General features: G+C 67.8%; 15 protein-coding genes. 8 read left to right on the top strand and 7 right to left on the bottom strand.

All coding sequences use genetic code 11. The features are described 5' to 3' along the window. Positions 1-49: 49 nt before the first annotated feature. From ACM6JT_RS30125 to ACM6JT_RS30115, 3 genes are all read right to left on the bottom strand, one after another. Positions 50-493, bottom strand: a complete 444-nt coding sequence (locus ACM6JT_RS30125; RefSeq protein ID WP_034182831.1) for a DUF3318 domain-containing protein — start codon at positions 491-493, stop codon at positions 50-52. Between the two features lie 43 nt (positions 494-536). Continuing rightward, a complete protein-coding gene (locus ACM6JT_RS30120; RefSeq protein ID WP_034182832.1) occupies positions 537-926 on the bottom strand; it encodes a phage holin family protein in 390 nt (129 codons plus the stop codon). 123 nt (positions 927-1049) lie between these two features. Then, on the bottom strand, positions 1050-1352 hold the full coding sequence (locus ACM6JT_RS30115; RefSeq protein WP_026044969.1) for a DUF883 family protein: 303 nt from the start codon (positions 1350-1352) through the stop codon (positions 1050-1052). A gap of 318 nt (positions 1353-1670) precedes the next feature. Here ACM6JT_RS30115 and ACM6JT_RS30110 point away from each other — a divergent pair, with 318 nt between their 5' ends. Continuing rightward, complete coding sequence (locus tag ACM6JT_RS30110; RefSeq protein ID WP_034182833.1) at positions 1671-2309, top strand: peroxiredoxin; 639 nt, start codon at positions 1671-1673, stop codon at positions 2307-2309. 150 nt (positions 2310-2459) lie between these two features. Here the strand turns inward: ACM6JT_RS30110 and ACM6JT_RS30105 are convergent, their stop codons facing one another. Beyond that, a complete protein-coding gene (locus ACM6JT_RS30105; protein ID WP_034182834.1) occupies positions 2460-3647 on the bottom strand; it encodes an acyl-CoA dehydrogenase in 1188 nt (395 codons plus the stop codon). Between the two features lie 161 nt (positions 3648-3808). Between ACM6JT_RS30105 and ACM6JT_RS30100 the strand changes: the two genes are divergently transcribed. Further along, positions 3809-4600 (top strand): IclR family transcriptional regulator, encoded by a 792-nt coding sequence (locus ACM6JT_RS30100; RefSeq protein WP_414857826.1) that lies wholly within the window; start codon positions 3809-3811, stop codon positions 4598-4600. Positions 4601-4754: 154 nt separating this feature from the next. Next, complete coding sequence (locus tag ACM6JT_RS30095) at positions 4755-5165, top strand: GFA family protein (protein ID WP_131948313.1); 411 nt, start codon at positions 4755-4757, stop codon at positions 5163-5165. Positions 5166-5460: 295 nt separating this feature from the next. Here ACM6JT_RS30095 and ACM6JT_RS30090 read toward each other — a convergent pair whose 3' ends face one another. After that, positions 5461-6264, bottom strand: coding sequence for an EAL domain-containing protein (locus ACM6JT_RS30090; RefSeq protein ID WP_034182837.1), 804 nt, complete (start codon positions 6262-6264; stop codon positions 5461-5463). Between the two features lie 352 nt (positions 6265-6616). Here ACM6JT_RS30090 and ACM6JT_RS30085 point away from each other — a divergent pair, with 352 nt between their 5' ends. From ACM6JT_RS30085 to fahA, 5 genes are read left to right on the top strand one after another with little or no spacing between them, the layout of a single operon-like run. Further along, positions 6617-8278, top strand: a complete 1662-nt coding sequence (locus tag ACM6JT_RS30085) for an FAD-dependent oxidoreductase (RefSeq protein WP_414857825.1) — start codon at positions 6617-6619, stop codon at positions 8276-8278. Positions 8279-8318: 40 nt separating this feature from the next. Next, complete coding sequence (locus tag ACM6JT_RS30080) at positions 8319-8549, top strand: DUF2783 domain-containing protein (protein WP_021157152.1); 231 nt, start codon at positions 8319-8321, stop codon at positions 8547-8549. After that, complete coding sequence (locus ACM6JT_RS30075; RefSeq protein WP_414857824.1) at positions 8546-9907, top strand: MFS transporter; 1362 nt, start codon at positions 8546-8548, stop codon at positions 9905-9907. The genes ACM6JT_RS30080 and ACM6JT_RS30075 overlap by 4 nt, the downstream gene beginning before the upstream one ends. 15 nt (positions 9908-9922) lie before the next feature. Continuing rightward, positions 9923-11257 carry a homogentisate 1,2-dioxygenase gene (gene hmgA, locus ACM6JT_RS30070; RefSeq protein WP_175748740.1) on the top strand — a complete coding sequence of 445 codons (1335 nt, stop codon included), beginning with the start codon at positions 9923-9925 and terminating at the stop codon, positions 11255-11257. Further along, positions 11254-12558: a fumarylacetoacetase gene (gene fahA / locus ACM6JT_RS30065; RefSeq protein WP_414857823.1), complete on the top strand. Its 1305-nt coding sequence runs from the start codon at positions 11254-11256 to the stop codon at positions 12556-12558. The genes hmgA and fahA overlap by 4 nt, the downstream gene beginning before the upstream one ends. Before the next feature lie 144 nt (positions 12559-12702). Here fahA and ACM6JT_RS30060 read toward each other — a convergent pair whose 3' ends face one another. Both ACM6JT_RS30060 and ACM6JT_RS30055 read right to left on the bottom strand, forming a co-directional pair. After that, positions 12703-13863: an MFS transporter gene (locus tag ACM6JT_RS30060; RefSeq protein ID WP_034182843.1), complete on the bottom strand. Its 1161-nt coding sequence runs from the start codon at positions 13861-13863 to the stop codon at positions 12703-12705. 91 nt (positions 13864-13954) lie between these two features. Then, the gene (locus tag ACM6JT_RS30055; protein ID WP_034182844.1) at positions 13955-15124 is read right to left on the bottom strand and encodes an MFS transporter; all 1170 of its coding nucleotides are present in this window, start codon (positions 15122-15124) and stop codon (positions 13955-13957) included. Positions 15125-15149 lie beyond the last annotated feature (25 nt).

Raw genomic sequence — 15149 nt, 5'->3', positions numbered from 1 at the left:
CACGAAGGGCGCGCAACGGCGCATGGCCGTGCGCGCCGGTCGCCGAGTATCAGTCGTCGTGTGCGTCGAGCTCGCGCTCGTCGCGCGACTGCTTCCAGATCCGGTAGACCTCCCATGCGGCGAAGCCGAGCGTGCCCCACTTCAGCGCGGGGCCCGCGCTCGCGCGCAGCAGCGAGCGAACGGGTTTCGCCAGCACGAGCGACGCGAGCGAACTCAGCATCGGATACTGGTTGACGAGGTGGCCGAGGCTCGCGTTCAGGTTTTTTGCGGACTGGCTGAACTTGCTGCCGGAAAGGCCGGGGATGAATACCTTGAGCCAGCTGAAGCGCGTGACGGCCTGGCGCATTTCGCCGGCGGCCGCCGCGAGTTCGAGCCGCTCGACTTCGGATCGCAGGATCAGCAATTCCTTGCGGAGCGCGCGATGTTGCGATGCGCTCCAGTGCGATCGCGACGAATGGGGGCGGTGTGCATTGCCCGTGACGTTCTGGCTCATGGCGCGTCGGCGAAGTAGGTGGGAAGGGTGAACACGACTGCGTTCACGGCTTGCCGCGGAACAGTTCGCGGTCTTTGTCGAGTTCGGCGAGCGTCGCCTCGAACACGGTCGGCGCGTCGCGCAGGCCCGAGCGCGCCTTCAGCGCGCACACGATGCCGCCTGCGGCATACAGCGCGGTGATCGCTGCGAGCGATTGCCAGCGATAGGTATCCCAGAACGCGATCGCGACGAGCACGGTCAGGCTCATGAGCGCCATCGTCGCTAGCATCATTGCGGCGAGCCCGAGGAACAGCACGCCCATCAGGCGTTCCTTCTCTTCGGCAAGCTCGATGCCCACCAGTTCGAGGCGCGTTTGCAGAAGCCCGATCGCGGAGCCGACGAGGCGGCGCAGCGGTCCTTGGCCGGATGGCTGCGAGGTGGTGTCTGTCGTCATGGGTGAGGTGCTTGCGCGTGCAGTGAGCAGCTAGGACAAAGCCGGCCGGCGGCAACCGCCGGTCGGCTTCGACGCCCGCAGGCCGCGCGACGCGGCCCACGGGACGGAACGGCGCAGCGCGCGTTACTTGCGGTTGATCAGCAGACCGATCAGCACGCCGACGCCGGCTGCAACGCCGATCGACGTCCACGGATGCTCGTGCACGTAATCGTCGGTCGCGCGCGCGGCCTTCTTGCCTTTCTCGACGACCACGACCTGGACGTCGGCTGCCTTGTCCTTGGCCTGCTTCAGGCGCGACATGGCTTTCTCGCGCAGCTCGGCCGCACGGTCGCCCGTGCTGCTGGCGGCTTGCTTGAGCAGGTCTTCGGCGTCCGCGAGAACGGTTTTGATATCCGACATCAGTTTCTCCTTGTTGATTTCCGACATTGCAACTCCCTTCGTGCTGTCATGCTGCAGGTTCACATCGTAGCGAAACGCCTGCCTGCTGGCGAGCCGGGAAGACGCACGGCGGCAGTGCAAGTTCGCATGGTAAACGATTTGTAATTATCGGCGGAGCGGCAAACGAGGTGAAAAGTTTCCCACGTGGCCGGCCGTCTTGCCGCGACACCGCGCAAAAATGACAAAAAAGTATGAATATCAAACGGAATAATCGTTCGCACGGCCCATTGCTTCCCGTAAGCTGATGGACTGTCCCGTGCCATACGGCGCGCGGTTTCAACCAGCATCGTTCGAGGAGGGAACATCATGAGTCTGCGTCTTGGCGACATCGCACCGGATTTCGAGCAGGAATCGAGCCTGGGCCCGATCAAGTTTCACGAGTGGCTCGGCGACAGCTGGGGCGTCCTGTTCTCCCACCCGGCCGACTACACGCCGGTGTGCACGACGGAACTCGGGCTGACCTCGAAACTGAAGGGCGAATTCGAGAAACGCAACGTGAAGGTGATCGCGCTGTCGGTCGACGGCGTCGAATCGCACAAGGGCTGGATCAACGACATCAACGAAACGCAGTCGACGGTCGTCGGCTTCCCGATCATTGCCGATGCGGACCGCAAGGTTTCGCAGCTGTACGACATGATCCATCCGAACGCGAACGAAACGCTGACGGTGCGCTCGCTGTTCGTGATCGACCCGAACAAGAAGGTGCGGCTCACCATCACCTATCCGGCCAGCACGGGCCGCAACTTCGACGAAGTGCTGCGCGTGATCGACTCGCTGCAACTGACCGACAACTACAAGGTCGCGACGCCCGGCAACTGGAAGGACGGCGACGATGTCGTGATCGTGCCGTCGCTGCAGGATCCGGAAGAGCTGAAGAAGCGTTTCCCGAAGGGCTTCAATGCGGTGCGTCCGTATCTGCGCCTCACGCCGCAGCCGAACAAGTAAGCATCGGCGCGTGAACGCGGTACCGGGCCGGCGGCCCGGATCGCGGATCCGATATCGGATGAAAAACGGCCCGCCCGGCAGTCATGCCGGGCGGGCCGTATCTTTTTGCGCGTACGCGGCATCGCTGCCGGGCGCGCCGCATCCGGACGATCAGAAGAATGCCTGGATGCCTGTCTGCGCGCGGCCGAGGATCAGCGCGTGGATGTCGTGCGTGCCTTCGTACGTGTTGACCACTTCGAGATTCACGAGGTGGCGCGCGACGCCGAATTCGTCGGAGATGCCGTTGCCGCCGAGCATGTCGCGCGCGAGCCGTGCGATGTCGAGCGACTTGCCGCACGAATTGCGCTTCATGATCGACGTGATCTCGACGGCCGCCGTGCCTTCGTCCTTCATCCGGCCGAGGCGCAGCACGCCTTGCAGGCCGAGCGTGATTTCGGTCTGCATGTCGGCGAGCTTCTTCTGGATCAACTGGTTCGCGGCAAGCGGCCGGCCGAACTGCTGGCGGTCGAGCACGTACTGGCGCGCGGTGTGCCAGCACGATTCGGCGGCGCCGAGCGCGCCCCATGCGATCCCGTAGCGCGCCGAGTTCAGGCAGGTGAACGGGCCGCGCAGGCCGCTCACGTTCGGCATCAGGTTCTCTTCGGGCACGAACACCTCGTCGAGGACGATCTCGCCGGTGATCGATGCGCGCAGCCCGACCTTGCCGTGGATCGCGGGCGCGGACAGGCCCTTCCAGCCCTTCTCGAGAATGAAGCCGCGGATCGCGTCCTTGCCATTCTCTTCGAGCTTCGCCCACACGACGAACACGTCGGCGATCGGCGAATTCGTGATCCACATCTTCGCGCCGGACAGCGAGTAGCCGCCGGGCACCTTCTTCGCGCGCGTGACCATGCTGCCCGGATCGGAGCCGTGGTTCGGCTCGGTCAGCCCGAAGCAGCCGATCCATTCGCCGGTCGCGAGCTTCGGCAGGTATTTCTGCTTCTGCGCGTCCGAGCCGAATTCGTGAATCGGCACCATCACGAGCGACGACTGCACGGACATCATCGACCGGTAGCCCGAATCGACGCGCTCGACTTCGCGCGCGATCAGCCCGTAGCTCACGTAATTGAGGCCGGGGCCGCCGTATTCCTCCGGAATCGTCGGGCCGAGCAGGCCGACTTCACCCATCTCGCGGAAGATGGCTGCGTCGGTGCGTTCGTGGCGGAACGCTTCGGTGACGCGCGGCGCGAGCTTGTCCTGCGCGTAAGCCTGCGCGGCATCGCGCACCATCCGCTCTTCCTCGGTCAGTTGCTGGTCGAGCAGCAGCGGATCGTCCCAATGAAAAGTTGCAGCACTCATCGTCTCATCTCCTGTCGGTCCGCGTTGGCGCTTCAGCGCTTACGCGGACCCCATGCTTTGCGGTCGTCCCCGGTTTGGCCGGGCTCATGCCAAATGATCGCTTGACTGAAGTTCCGCTGTGCGGAACAATGTTTTGCAAATCGAACCCAGTGTAGCACCAGATGACACTTTCAACCATCGACGAAACCACGATCGACGAACGCAAGTTCGTCGTCGCGCTCGCGCGCGGGCTCGACCTGCTGCGCGCATTCCGGCCCGGCGAGACGATGCTCGGCAACCGCGACTTCGCGGAGCGCACGGGGCTGCCGAAGGCGACCGTGAACCGGCTGGCCTATACGCTGACGGTGCTCGGCTACCTGCGCTACGACGAGACGCTCGGAAAGTATGCGCTCGACGCCGGCGTGCTGTCGCTCGGCTACGCGCTGCTGTCGGGCTCGGGGACGATCGATCTCGCGCGGCCGCACATGCAGGCGCTCGCGCGCGAGATCGGCGCGGCCGTATCGCTCGGCTGTCGCGACGGGCTCGACATGATCTATCTGGAAACGATTCGCAGCGAGACCGCGCTGACGCTCGGGCTCGCGCCCGGTTCGCGGCTGTCGATGCTGACGAGTTCGATGGGGCGCGCGTACCTGGCCGTGCAGCCGGAGGACGTGCGCCGCGCGCTTTATACGGAACTGCATCGCGCGGCCGGCGGCGCGGCCGACGCAGATGCGCTCGTCGCCGCCGCACAGCATGCGGTGGCCGAATTCTCGGCGGGCGGTTGCTGTTATTCGTTTCACGCGTGGCACATGGACGTGAACGCGGCGGCCGTGCCGTTTCGCGAGCCGCGCGAGGGGCGCTGGCTGATCCTGAGCTGCAGCGGCCCCGCATCGTCGATGAACGAGGACGTGTTCCGTACGCAGGTCGGGCCGAAGCTGAAAGCGCTCGCGCAGCGGCTTGGGCAGACGGCGTGAGCAACGCGGCGCGCGGCCATCGCCGTCGCGCCGCAGCGGTTTCGGCTCCGGTTGGTGAGAGAGGGTGGAGCGGGTGAGGGCTGCCGCCGTCTCTTGTGCTGCGGTCGAACCGCGCTCATCATCGTTCGCCAGCTTCCCGACGACGAGGTTTGCGATGTCTCACCCGGAATCAATGGAAGGCGGATGCGCGTGCGGCGCGATCCGCTACCGTATCGCCCACGTTCCGACCGATGCCGGCTTCTGCCACTGCCGGCTCTGTCAGCGCACGACCGGCGCGGCGGTCGTCGCATCGGCATCGGTGCCGATCGACGCGTTCGAATACCTGCAGGGCGAGCCGACCGTCTACGCGTCGAGCGCGTGGGGCGAGCGGCGCTTCTGCGGCCGTTGCGGCGCGCAGCTCGAATACCGGCTTGGCGACGCGCCGAAAACGGTCGAGATCAATTATGCGACGCTCGACGAGCCGTCGCGGCTGCGCCCGGCGTGGCACGTCTGGTATGGGGATCGTTTCCCGGGCATTGAGATCGACGACGATCTGCCCAAGTACGACGATGGCGGACGAGCGTAAGCGGTAACCATCGGCGCAGACGCGCAGACGCGCAGACGCGCAGACGCGCAGACGCGCAGACGCGCAGACGCGCAGACGCGCAGACGCGCAGACGCGCAGACGCGCAGACGCGCAGACGCGCAGACGCGCAGACGCGCAGACGCACCAGACGCACCAGACGCACCAGACGCGCAGACGTCGGGCGGCGGGTCGCGCCACGCGACCCGATCTCGCTATTCCGCAATCAGCACAACACCCGCAACAGGCATCCGGCATCCGGCGCGCCGCTCTCCGCGCGCGCCTGCCCCCCATCCGCTCAGGCCGTCACGACCTTCGCGAACGCTGGCCCCTGCATGAACCGCACGTCGTGCTGGCGCAGCAGCTCGCACTGCGTCTCGTCGACGACACCGTCGAAGATCAGCGGAATCCGCACGCGCTGCGCATACGCGACGAGCGCCTTGACCATCCCGTCGCGCAACGCGATGCCCGCATCCATCTTGATGTAGTCGGGTCGCGCCATGTCCGATTCGACCGCGAGGATGCGGCCCGGATCGGGCAGCTTGTCCGCGACCTTGAAGCCGTGATGCTGGTAGCTGCGCGTCAGGTAGCCGAGGAAGGTCTTGTGCGCGACCGCGACCGCCGGCAGCTCGATCACGATCCGTTCGGTCGGCAGCCCGAAGCGCTGCAGCACCGACGAGAAATGCTTGCCGTGGTCGTACTTCACGCTCTTGAGCAGCCGTTCGTGCACGCGCAGGAACAGCAGCCCGTGGCGCTGCGCGCCGAAGAAGTTGATCGCGTGCAGCGCGCGCGACAGGCGGTCGATCGCGACGAGCGTCTGGTCGTCGACGGCCGAGTCGACCGGATCGTGTGCGGCACCGGTGACGACCGTAACAGCCTGGAAGCCGAGTTCGTCGCCGTAGCGCTCGATCGCGTCGGTGAACGACGTCGATTGCGGCGCGCCGGGCATCGTCACGTCGTAGATCGGTTCGTAGGCGCTGCCGAGCGTGCGCTCGGGCAGATTCGCGCTCGCGGTGCCGCCTTCGGCAAGCGCGAGGTGATCCCGCAGATACGGCAGTTGCCCGGCACGGGCGACCAGCTCGGGAATGGTGGGCGGAATCATCGGCGTATGAAGGAAAAACGGCGGCCGAACGGGCCGCCTCGTATCTGGATATTAGCAGCGCGCGCCACGCTCGGCTCGGCGTTTCGCTCATATGGTTATCCCGTTCTCGAGCCCGCGCCTAGGGTTTACGTTGATTTCACTATTCGTAATTGGTTTTACTATTCGTAAATCCAGGATTTGTCGCCGATCAAGAAATGCGGCATTCGGGCGCCGCTCGACGGCGCCGTTCGCGAATCAACAGGAAGCAAGGAGCGAGACGTGGCGGTTGACAGGAAAGGCGGGCGGGAGCGCCGGCAGGCGACGGGCGGGACGACAGGCGCGCCGGCGCGCGCACGGCAGGGTTGAGGAGCGGATGGCGACCATGAGCATCGATTACCAGACGCTGAAGTTCGAGTACCGTCCGCGCGCGCATGACGCGGCCGTTCACCCGGTGATCGTCGTCGGCGCGGGCCCGGTGGGCCTGTCGGCCGCGATCGACCTCGCGCAGCAGGGCGTGCCCGTCGTGCTGCTCGACGACGACGACACGCTGTCCACCGGCTCGCGTGCGATCTGCTTCGCGAAGCGCACGCTCGAGATCTTCGACCGGCTCGGCTGCGGCGAGCGCTTCGTCGACAAGGGCGTGAGCTGGCACGTCGGCAAGGTGTTCCTGCAGGACGAGCAACTGTATGCATTCGACCTGCTGCCCGAGGAAGGGCATGCGCGCCCCGCGTTCATCAACCTGCAGCAGTACTACGTCGAAGGCTATCTGGCCGATCGCGCGTTCGAGCTGCCGAACATCGACATCCGCTGGAAGCACAAGGTGACGGGCGTCGAGCAATCGGCCGAGCATGCGGTGCTGACGATCGAGACGCCGGACGGCGTCGCGACGCTGCGCGCGCAATACGTGATCGCGGCCGACGGCTCGCGCAGCCCGATGCGCACGATGATGGGCCTCGAAAGCCACGGCCGTACGTTCAAGGACCGCTTCCTGATCGCCGACGTGAAGATGAAGGCGGAGTTTCCGACCGAGCGCTGGTTCTGGTTCGATCCGCCGTTCCACCCGAACCAGTCGGTGCTGCTGCACCGCCAGCCAGACAACGTGTGGCGCATCGACTTCCAGCTCGGCTGGGACGCCGATCCCGTCGCCGAGAAGCAGCCGGAGCGCGTGATCCCGCGCGTGCGCGCGCTGCTCGGGCCGGACGCCGAGTTCGAGCTCGAATGGGTGAGCGTCTATACGTTCCGCTGCCAGCGGATGGAGTCGTTCCGTCACGGCCGCGTGCTGTTCGCGGGCGACTCCGCGCACGGCGTGTCGCCGTTCGGCGCGCGCGGCGCGAACAGCGGCGTGCAGGATGCGGACAACCTCGCGTGGAAGCTGAAGCTCGTGCTCGACGGCCGCTCGGCCGACCGCCTGCTCGATACGTATGCGAGCGAGCGCGAGTTCGCGGCAGACGAGAACATCCGCAACTCGACGCGCTCGACCGACTTCATCACGCCGAAAAGCCCGGTGTCGCGCGTGTTCCGCGACGCGACGCTGAAGCTCGCGCGCGATTGCGAATTCGCGCGCAAGCTCGTGAACAGCGGCCGCCTGTCGGTGCCGGCCGTGCTGGCCGATTCGCCGCTGAACACGCCGGACCGCGGCGGCGACGCATTCGCATGCGCGATGCGGCCGGGCGCGGCGGCAGCCGATGCGCCGGTGCGTGTGCAGGGTGCGGCGGGCTGGCTGCTGCAGTACCTGCGCGGCGGCTTCACCGGCGTGCTGTTCGGATTGCCGGGCGACGCGGCCGCGCTCGCGCAGGCCGTCGAAGGCCTCGCGCTGCCGGTGCGGCCGGTGCTCATCGTGCCGGCCGGGCACGCGCAGCCGGTGGCCGGCATCGACGTCGTGGAGGACGTCGGCAGTTTCGCCGCGCAACGCTATGACGCGAAGCCCGGCACGTTCTACCTGCTGCGTCCCGACCAGCATGTCTGTGCACGGATGCGCACGCTCGACCGTCAGGCGCTTGCCGACGCACTGGCGCGCGCGACCTGCGCACGCTGAATACCGCATTGGACACGAAAAAAACACCGGAGACTCCGTCATGCCCTCACTCGACACCCGCCCGCGCCTGGCCGATCCGGACGCGTTCTATGAAGCGCTGATCGACATGCATCGCGACCTGTCCGACGCCGACAGCCAGCTCGTCAACGCGAAGCTGATCCTGCTGCTCGCGAACCAGATCGGCGACGCCGACGTGCTGCGCGAAGCGATGGCGCTCGCGCGCCAGGGCGTGACGCCGCCCGTGCATCCGGCCGCCGAGGTCGCGCAATGAGCGCGGCGCCGGCCGACGCGCGCGTGCTCGAAGTCGAGCGCGTGATCGACGAGACCCATCGCCCGGGCTTTCACTGGATGCTGCTCGCGTTGTGCGGGCTGTGCCTCGTGATCGACGGTTTCGATGCACAGGCGATGGGCTATGTCGCGCCGAGCGTGATCGCCGAATGGGGCGTGCCGAAGCAGGCGCTCGGCCCGGTGTTCAGCGCGAGCCTGTTCGGGATGCTGCTCGGCGCGCTCGGGCTGTCGGTGCTGGCCGACCGGATCGGGCGGCGCCCGGTGCTGATCGGCTCGACGCTGTTCTTCGCGGTGACGATGCTCGTGACGCCGTTCGCAAGCTCGATTCCCGTGCTGATGGCGTTGCGCTTCGTCACGGGCCTCGGCCTCGGCTGCATCATGCCGAACGCGATGGCGCTGGTCGGCGAGTTCAGTCCGGCCGCGCATCGCGTGAAGCGGATGATGATGGTGTCGTGCGGCTTCACGCTCGGCGCTGCGCTCGGCGGCTTCATCAGCGCCGCGCTGATTCCGGCGCTCGGCTGGCGTTCGGTGTTCTTCGTCGGCGGCGCGGTGCCGCTCGTGCTTACGATCGCGATGGTCGCGCGGCTGCCCGAGTCGCTGCAGTTCCTGGTGCTGAAAGGGCGTGTCGCGCAGGCGCGCGACTGGCTCGCGCGCTTCGCGCCGCAGGCCGGCATCGATGCGAACACGCGGCTCGTCGTGCGCGAGCGCGCCGCGACCGGCGCGCCGGTGGCCGAGCTGTTCAGCCACGGCCGCCTGCCGGTCACGCTGCTGCTGTGGGCGATCAGCTTCATGAACCTGATCGATCTGTACTTCCTGTCGAACTGGCTGCCGACCGTGATGCGCGATGCGGGCTATTCGCCGGGCACGGCGGTGATCGTCGGCACGGTGCTGCAGACGGGCGGCGTGATCGGCACGCTGTCGCTCGGCTGGTTCATCGAACGCTACGGCTTCGTGCGCGTGCTGTTCGCGTGCTTCGCGTGCGCGGCCGTGTCGGTGGGGCTGATCGGCTCGGTCGCGCATGCGCTGCCGTGGCTGCTGGTCGTCGTGTTCGCGGGCGGGTTCTGCGTGGTCGGCGGGCAGCCGGCCGTGAATGCGCTCGCGGGCCAGTATTACCCGACGTCGCTGCGCTCGACGGGCATCGGCTGGAGCCTCGGCATCGGCCGGATCGGCTCGGTGCTCGGGCCGCTCGTCGGCGGACAACTGATTGCGCTCAACTGGTCGAACGATGCGCTGTTCCACGCGGCCGCGGTGCCGGTGCTGTGCTCTGCGCTGTTCGTCCTCGGGCTGGCTGGTGTGACGCGGCGAAACGGTGCGCACGCGCCGAATGCCGCGATGAATTGATGGAGAAAGGAAACGATGACGCTTGACCTGTCGAAACCGGCGACCGCCGGCTACCTGAGCGGTTTCGCGAACGAATTCGCGACCGAGGCGCTGCCCGGCGCGCTGCCGCACGGCCGCAACTCGCCGCAGCGCGCGCCGTACGGGCTGTATGCGGAGCAGCTGTCGGGCACCGCGTTTACCGCGCCGCGCGGCCACAACCGCCGCTCGTGGCTGTACCGCATCCGCCCGGCGGCCGTGCATCGGCCGTTCGAGCCGTACGCGGGCCCGCAGCGGCTCGTGTCGGAATTCGGCGACTCGGCCGACGTGCCGCCGACGCCGCCGAACCAGCTGCGCTGGGATCCGCTGCCGATGCCGGTCGAGCCGACCGATTTCGTCGACGCTCTGGTGACGATGGCCGGCAACGGCTCGGCGGCCGCGATGAACGGCTGCGCGATCCACCTGTACGCGGCGAACCGCTCGATGCAGGACCGCTTCTTCTACAGCGCGGACGGCGAACTGCTGATCGTGCCGCAGCAGGGGCGGCTGTTCATCGCGACCGAATTCGGCCGGCTCGACGTCGAGCCGTTCGAGATCGCGGTGATCCCGCGCGGCGTACGTTTTTCCGTCGCGCTGCCGGACGGCGACGCGCGCGGCTACATCTGCGAAAACTTCGGCGCGCAGCTGCGCCTGCCGGACCTCGGCCCGATCGGCTCGAACGGCCTCGCGAACCCGCGCGACTTCCTGACGCCGCAGGCCGCGTACGAGGATCGCGAAGGCGCGTTCGAGCTGATCGCGAAGCTGAACGGCCGCCTGTGGCGCGCGGACATCGGCCATTCGCCGCTCGACGTCGTTGCGTGGCACGGCAACTACGCGCCGTACAAATACGACCTGCGCCTGTTCAACACGATCGGCTCGATCAGCTACGACCATCCCGATCCGTCGATCTTCCTCGTGCTGCAGTCGCAGAGCGATACGCCGGGCGTCGACACGATCGACTTCGTGATCTTCCCGCCGCGCTGGCTCGCGGCCGAGGATACGTTCCGTCCGCCCTGGTTCCACCGCAACGTCGCGAGCGAGTTCATGGGGCTCGTGCACGGCGTGTACGACGCGAAGGCGGAAGGCTTCGTGCCGGGCGGCGCGAGCCTGCACAACTGCATGTCGGGCCACGGGCCCGACGCGGACACGTTCGAGAAGGCGTCCGCGAGCGACACGACGAAGCCGCACAAGGTCGACGCGACGATGGCGTTCATGTTCGAGACCCGCACGCTGATCCGGCCGACGCGCTACGCGCTCGACACCGCGCAACTGCAGGCGGACTACTTCGAATGCTGGCAAGGCATCAAGAAACACTTCAACCCGGAGCAACGATGAGCGACACCCAAGACTGGCGCGCGACGCTCGACCCGGCCCGCAAGAGCTGGGTCGACACGGCGAACGATCCCGCCTGCGATTTCCCGATCCAGAACCTGCCGTTCGGGATCTTCAGCGATGCGAAGCACGCGGCACGCCGTGCGGGCGTCGCGCTCGGCGACCAGATCGTCGATCTCGCGGCGCTTGCGCGCGCGGGCCTCGTGACGCTGCCGGCCGGCGCCGACGCGTTCGCCGCGCCGACGCTCAACGCATTCATCGCGCTCGGCCGCGATGCATGGCGCAGCGTGCGCGTGCAGCTGTCGGACCTGTTCTCGCGCGACAACGCGCGGCTGCGTGACGATGCGGCGCTGCGCGCGCAGGTGCTCGTCGCGCAGCGCGACGCGACGCTGCATCTGCCGGTCGAGATCCCCGGCTACACCGATTTCTATTCGTCGAAGGAGCACGCGACCAACGTCGGCTCGATGTTCCGCGATCCGAAGAATGCGCTGCTGCCGAACTGGTCGGAGATGCCGATCGGCTACAACGGCCGCGCGTCGTCGGTGGTCGTGAGCGGCACGCCGGTGCGGCGCCCGAACGGGCAACTGAAGCTGCCCGACCAGGAGCGCCCGGTGTTCGGCGCGTGCCGCAAGCTCGACATCGAGCTGGAGACGGGCTTCATCGTCGGCAAGGGCAACGCGCTCGGCGAGCCGATCGCGTGCGAGGACGCGGAAGCGCATATCTTCGGGATGGTGCTGCTGAACGACTGGAGCGCGCGCGACATCCAGCAGTGGGAATACGTGCCGCTCGGCCCGTTCAACGCGAAGACGTTCGCGACGACGATTTCGCCGTGGATCGTCACGCTCGACACGCTCGAACCGTTCCGCACCGCGCAGCCGGAGCAGGTGCCGCAGCCGCTCGCGTATCTGCGGCACGCGGGCAGGCATGCGTTCGACATCGCGCTCGAAGTGACGCTGCGCGCCGAAGGGGCGGCGCATGCGACGTCGATCTGCCGCACCAACTTCAAGCACATGTACTGGACGATGGCGCAGCAGCTCGCGCATCACACGGTCGCGGGCTGCAACACGCGGGTCGGCGACCTGATGGGTTCGGGCACGATCAGCGGGCCGACGAAGGATTCGTTCGGCAGCCTGCTCGAACTGACGTGGAACGGCAAGGAGCCGGTTGCGCTGGACGGCGGCGGCAGCCGCGCATTCATCGAGGACGGCGACGAGCTGACGCTCGCCGGATGGTGCCAGGGCGACGGCTATCGCGTCGGCTTCGGCACGTGTGCGGGCAAGATCCTGCCGGCGCGGGGTGCGTGACGGATCGCTGCGTGACACGTAACGCGTAGTCCGGCAGGACAGGGCGGCCCGCTTTGCGCGGGCCGTTTTCGTTTTGCCGGCGCGTGGCGGTGCGTGTGCGCCGATGTGTGACGCCGCGCACGAATGTCTGTGCCAGCGTCTGCGTCAGACCGCGCGTTGCAACGCGGCGCGACGTTCCCACAGCGCCGCCGCGACGAATGCCGCGACGCAGACGACCAGCACGCCGACCAGCGCGTTGCTGCCCAGTTGTTCCATCAATGCGCCCGCGACGAGCGGGCCGCCGAAGCTCGCGGCGCTCCACGACGCCGACACGAGCGAGCTCGCGGTGACGAGCGCCGCGCCGCGGAAGCGTTCGCCGCATGCGACGAGCGACAGCGTGTAGATGCTGCCGGCCGCCGCGCCGAGCACGAACAGCAGCGGCCAGCACAGCCACGGGTTCGCGATCACGAGCGGCAGCAGCGGCAGGCCGGCCAGCACGATCCAGCCCGCGCCGAGGTGCACGCGTTCGCGGCCGAGCTTGTCCGCGAGCCAGCCGATCGGGAACTGCATCGCGGTATCGCCGAACAGCATGATCGACGCGAGCAGCACGGCGGTCGCGCTCGCGACGCCGTGATCCATCGCGTAGAGCGGCAGCAGCGACAGCGCGAGCGTGTCGAACAGCGCGAAGAACCCGGTGCCGATGATCAGCGCGGGCATGCGCGGCAGCACGTCGAGCCAGCGACCGTGCGCTTCGTGATGTGCATCGTCACCCGCGAGCGGCGCGCGCCGGATCGTCGCGAGCGTCGGCAGCGCGAGCAGGAACAGCGCGCCGCACAGTGCGAAGCGGATGCTCGTCGCGCCGGCGATCTGGCTGACGAGCACGGGGCCCGCCATCTGGAACAGCGTGAAATTGGTCGCGTAGATCGCGACGACGCGGCCGCGCGTCGAATCGTCGGCGAGCTGGTTGACCCACGCCTCGCCGATCGTGAACAGCAGCATCAGCGCGGCGCCGCACAGCACGCGCAACACGCCCCACAGGATCAGGCTCGACGTGAACTGCATCAGCGCGGTGGCCGCCGCGAGCAGCACGACCGACACGACGATCGCGCGGCGCGAGCCGATGTGCCGCGCGAGCGCGGTGACGAACGGAACGATCGCGAGGCCGCCGAGGGCCTGCGCGGCCGTCAGCATGCCGACGACGTTGGTGCCGTGTCCGGCTTCGGTCAGTGCGAGCGCGGTGAGCGGCAGCGTGGCGCCGGTCCCGAGGCCGACGACCGCGACGCTCAGGATGAGCGCGAGGAAATCACGATTGAGAATGGCTTTCATCGGCCGGGATGCTACACCGCGGACCTTGAAAGGTCCATGAAGGCCGTCAGGATCGAATGCGTTGCGCGCGCAACGAATGCGCGCCGGCGCGTTACACGTATTCGGTCGGCGCGGCCAGCGGGCGGCGTTCGAGCGACGCCGACCACAGCGTGAGCGCCAGCGCCGCGACGGCCATCGCGACGCCGACCCACGGCAGGTTCACGAGCGACACGCCGGAGCCGATCGCCATTCCGCCGAGCCACGCGCCCGTCGCGTTGCCGAGGTTGAACGCACCCTGGTTCAGCGTCGACGCGAGGTTCGGCGCGTCGCTCGCGCGATCGACGATCAGGATCTGCAGCGGCGGCACGATCGCGAACGCGAGGATGCCCCACACGAAGATCGTCGCGAGCGCGGCGAACGGCAGATGCATCGTGCCCGCGAACAGCGCAAGGACGATGCCGATCAGCGCGAGCGTCGCGATCAGCGACGGCATCCGGCGCCAGTCGGCGAGCCTGCCGCCGAGCGTGCCGCCGACCGTCAGCCCGAGGCCGAACAGCAGCAGCACGTAGGTGACCTGACGCGGCGAGAAGCCGGTCACGTCCTCGAGGATCGGCGTGATGTACGTGAACACGCTGAACAGGCTCGCGGACGCGAGCACGCTGATGCCGAGCACCATCAGCACCTGCGGGTGCTTCAGCACGCTGAATTCGCGCGTGATGCTGGTGTCGGGCATCGCGAGGTTCTTCGGCAGGCAGACCGCGAGCGCGGCGGCCGCGGCGATGCCGATGCCGGTGACGGCCCAGAACGTCGCGCGCCAGCCGAACGCCTGGCCGAGCGCGGTGCCGAGCGGCACGCCGAGCACGTTCGCGAGCGTGAGGCCGGTGAACATCAGCGCGATCGCCTGCGCGCGGCGGTTCGGCGCGACGAGGTTGCTCGCGACCACCGAGCCGATCCCGAAGAACGCGCCGTGGCAGAACGCGGTGACGACGCGCGCGGCCATCAGTACCGCATAGCCCGGTGCGATCGCGCAGAACAGGTTGCCGGCGATGAACAGCCCGATCAGGCCCATCAGTGCGCGCTTGCGCGGCATCTTCGCGGTGACGATCGCGAGGATCGGCGCGCCGATCGTCACGCCGAGCGCGTAGCCCGACACGAGCATCCCGGCGGCCGGAATCGACACGCCGAGGTCGCGTGCGACATTGGGCAGCAGCCCCATGATCACGAATTCGGTGGTACCGATTCCAAATGCGGCGACGGCAAGGGCGAAAAGAGGCAAGGGCATCGCGGTAGGCTCGGGAAAAGCCGCC

The organism is Burkholderia sp. IT-111MI5 (genome assembly GCF_949752865.1).
Taxonomy (GTDB): Bacteria; Pseudomonadota; Gammaproteobacteria; order Burkholderiales; family Burkholderiaceae; genus Burkholderia; species Burkholderia pyrrocinia_C.
The sequence above is the reverse complement of the archived record's forward strand: the minus strand, read 5'-3'. Positions and strand labels throughout refer to the sequence as shown.

Excerpts from the sequence above, each read along its gene's own strand:
- fahA (WP_414857823.1), top strand. The coding sequence starts at position 11,254 with ATGAGCGACACCCAAGACTGGCGCGCGACGCTCGACCCGGCCCGCAAG.
- ACM6JT_RS30080 (WP_021157152.1), top strand. The coding sequence starts at position 8,319 with ATGCCCTCACTCGACACCCGCCCGCGCCTGGCCGATCCGGACGCGTTC.
- ACM6JT_RS30110 (WP_034182833.1), top strand. The coding sequence starts at position 1,671 with ATGAGTCTGCGTCTTGGCGACATCGCACCGGATTTCGAGCAGGAATCG.
- ACM6JT_RS30095 (WP_131948313.1), top strand. The coding sequence starts at position 4,755 with ATGTCTCACCCGGAATCAATGGAAGGCGGATGCGCGTGCGGCGCGATC.
- ACM6JT_RS30085 (WP_414857825.1), top strand. The coding sequence starts at position 6,617 with ATGGCGACCATGAGCATCGATTACCAGACGCTGAAGTTCGAGTACCGT.
- ACM6JT_RS30115 (WP_026044969.1), bottom strand. The coding sequence starts at position 1,352 with ATGTCGGAAATCAACAAGGAGAAACTGATGTCGGATATCAAAACCGTT.
- ACM6JT_RS30100 (WP_414857826.1), top strand. The coding sequence starts at position 3,809 with ATGACACTTTCAACCATCGACGAAACCACGATCGACGAACGCAAGTTC.
- ACM6JT_RS30105 (WP_034182834.1), bottom strand. The coding sequence starts at position 3,647 with ATGAGTGCTGCAACTTTTCATTGGGACGATCCGCTGCTGCTCGACCAG.
- ACM6JT_RS30090 (WP_034182837.1), bottom strand. The coding sequence starts at position 6,264 with ATGATTCCGCCCACCATTCCCGAGCTGGTCGCCCGTGCCGGGCAACTG.
- ACM6JT_RS30060 (WP_034182843.1), bottom strand. The coding sequence starts at position 13,863 with ATGAAAGCCATTCTCAATCGTGATTTCCTCGCGCTCATCCTGAGCGTC.
- ACM6JT_RS30120 (WP_034182832.1), bottom strand. The coding sequence starts at position 926 with ATGACGACAGACACCACCTCGCAGCCATCCGGCCAAGGACCGCTGCGC.
- ACM6JT_RS30075 (WP_414857824.1), top strand. The coding sequence starts at position 8,546 with ATGAGCGCGGCGCCGGCCGACGCGCGCGTGCTCGAAGTCGAGCGCGTG.
- ACM6JT_RS30055 (WP_034182844.1), bottom strand. The coding sequence starts at position 15,124 with ATGCCCTTGCCTCTTTTCGCCCTTGCCGTCGCCGCATTTGGAATCGGT.
- hmgA (WP_175748740.1), top strand. The coding sequence starts at position 9,923 with ATGACGCTTGACCTGTCGAAACCGGCGACCGCCGGCTACCTGAGCGGT.
- ACM6JT_RS30125 (WP_034182831.1), bottom strand. The coding sequence starts at position 493 with ATGAGCCAGAACGTCACGGGCAATGCACACCGCCCCCATTCGTCGCGA.